This window comes from Flavobacterium sp. MEB061 (assembly GCF_000834715.1).
In the GTDB taxonomy this organism is placed as follows: Bacteria; Bacteroidota; Bacteroidia; order Flavobacteriales; family Flavobacteriaceae; genus Flavobacterium; species Flavobacterium pectinovorum.
This window is the reverse complement of sequence record NZ_JXQR01000053.1, coordinates 1-2,696: the sequence shown is the minus strand read 5'-3', so window position 1 is coordinate 2,696 and position 2,696 is coordinate 1. Positions and strand designations below refer to the sequence as shown.

The window sequence follows — 2,696 nt, the reverse complement described above, 5'->3', positions numbered from 1 at the left end:
TCGCCGTATTTACCGAAACTTCGTCTTCTGCTTTGTTTTTTATCGTTTTTAATTGTCTGATGTTTTCTGTTTTTTCAGATAGTAAATAATTTACACTATCCAATAAAACCTTTTGATACTCTGTAGTAACAATTTGTTTTAAAGTATCAATCCTGCATCGTAACGAATCTGTTTCAGTAAGATAACTTTTAAAATCACTTTCTGAATTGGTTTGAATTGTTTTTCTGGCGAGACTTTCAGTTTTATAAACATTCGAAAAAAGTTTGCTGACCCTTAGAATTTTTGTTTTTTCGAAAGCAATCTTGCCTTCAAGTTTATTGTACACCACATTCTCTGAATACAAAAACCATCCAACAGTAACAACTAATCCCAATAAGGCAATATAACTGAAGAGGACTTTTATTGCAGTGTAACTTCTTTTGCTCTCCATAGGCTGTAATTGCTGGTATTTTTAAATTGAAAGTATTGCAATTTATTTAAAATTTTCTGATTTTCAAGTATAAAATCATATCAATATGTTATATAATTGTAATATGAATTTACAAAAAAGCCATCTATTTTTGCCGATTAACAAAGTTGAATCTGCAAAAATAGATGGCTTAATTTATTTATTTAATAGATTAAAGCGTTTCGCTCAGCCATTTAAAAAATTCTCCCTGCCAAACCTGAGCGTTTTGTGGCTGTAAAACCCAGTGATTTTCTTCTGGGAAATAAACCAATCTGCTTTTAATTCCGCGAAGCTGCGCAGCCTGAAAAGCTTCTTGTCCTTGTCCTATTGGTACACGGAAATCTTTTCCTCCCTGAAAAATTAAAATCGGTTTATTCCAGTTTTGAACCAAAGTTGCCGGATTAAAAGTAGTGTAAGCTTTTTGAGCCAGAGCATTATCTTTTTCCCAATAAGCACCTCCAAAATCCCAATTGTTAAAGAAAACTTCTTCTGTAGTACCTAACATACTTACCGTATTGAAAACTCCATCGTGAGCTATAAAAGTTTTAAAACGGTTGTTATGAATTCCGGCTAAATAAAATACCGAATATCCGCCATAACTTGCACCAACACAACCTAAACGACTTTTGTCTACATAATTTTCTTTGGCAACATCATCAATCGCAGAAAGGTAATCATCCATAACCTGTCCGCCCCAATCTTTACTAATTTGTTCGTTCCATTCAACACCGTGACCTGGCATTCCGCGACGATTTGGCGCTACAACAATATACCCTTTTGCCGCCATTAAAGAGAAATTCCAACGGAAAGAATACGATTGTGTCAAAGCACTTTGTGGTCCGCCCTGACAGAATAATAAAGTCGGATATTTTTTTGAAGCATCAAAATTTGGAGGTAAAATTACCCAAACCAACATTTTTTTGCCATCAGTTGTTGTAACATAACGTCTTTCGGTTTTGCCTAACGCCAATGTTTTATACGTTTCGGTATTTACATTTGAAAGTTGTTTCCAGGTATTTTTCTTCAAATTATAAGAGAAAATTTCCGGAGCGTGATTCATATCATTTCTTGTTACGATAATATCATCGCCAGAAAATCCAACCAAATCATTTACATCAAAATCACCATTTGTAATTTTACGAACCTGAATTGCAATTCTTGTTAAACCCGGAAAATTGACAACAAAAAGTTGTTTTGTACCATCAACAGGAGCAACAAAATAAACATTTTTGCCATCTTTGCTCCAGATAAAATTATCTACAGTTCCGTCCCAATTTGCCGTTAGGTTCGTTTTGATTCCTTTAAACTCAACAATAATATCATTTTTGTCAGCTTCGTAACCGTCACGTTTCATTTGTAACCACGTTAGATTTCCTGTTGGAGAAAATTGCGGAGCCGTATCGTAACCCAGATTATCTTCGGTTCTGTTAGTCGTTTTTTGAGTTTCTAAATTGTACTCATAAATATTCGTGTTTGTAGAAACAGCATATTCAGTTCCCGCTTTTTTCTTGCACACATACAAAATGCTTTTTCCATCAGGAGACCAGATATAATCTTCATCGCCACCAAAAGGTTTTTGCGGAGAATCAAAAGTTTCACCTTTTAAAATATCAATTCCTGCTGCGCCTTCTTTATTTTCTTTATAAAAAACGTGGTTAAATTTTCCTTCATTCCACGTATCCCAATGACGGTAATCTAAACCATTATAAATCTGAACGTCAGATTTTGTTAGGTTAGGATAATAATCTTTACCTAAAACCTTGTCAATTTTCACCTCTTCATTATACACTAAAAATTTTCCGTCAGGCGAAATATTTTTGTCTTTCAAAACCTCTTTAGTATCTTTAATTTCAGTTGCATTTCCACCATTTACAGGAATCGTGTAAAATTTAGAATGCGATTTGTTTTCTTCAACAGAAGGAGTTGAAACCTTAAAAACAATATTTTTTTCATCTTTCGAAAGCCCAAGTGCCGACACTCTTCCTAACTTCCATAACAATTCCGGTGACATTACATTCTGTCCGATAGCATTTAAACTCATCATTATTAAGGTTGTAAATAATACTTTTTTCATAATAAAATTCTAATTTTTGTGGAGCTAAAAGTACGGATTTTAAATTCCAACTTTTAAATTCCAAATTCCAATTTAATGTTAAACTTACCATCTTGCACACCTTATTGTCACCCTGAGCGTCCCGAGACTTCGGGAGAAGGCTTAAGTGTATGAAAAGGGCTTCTCCCGAAGTCA

1 protein-coding gene and 1 pseudogene are annotated in these 2,696 nt (G+C 34.0%); both read right to left on the bottom strand.

All coding sequences use genetic code 11. The annotated features are described in order from the left end of the window. Positions 1-430: pseudogene (locus tag RT99_RS19630) on the bottom strand (hybrid sensor histidine kinase/response regulator); the annotation flags it as partial. A 190-nt stretch (positions 431-620) separates the two neighbouring features. Beyond that, complete coding sequence (locus tag RT99_RS19625; protein ID WP_042566448.1) at positions 621-2,522, bottom strand: S9 family peptidase; 1,902 nt, start codon at positions 2,520-2,522, stop codon at positions 621-623. Between the last annotated feature and the right edge of the window lie 174 nt (positions 2,523-2,696).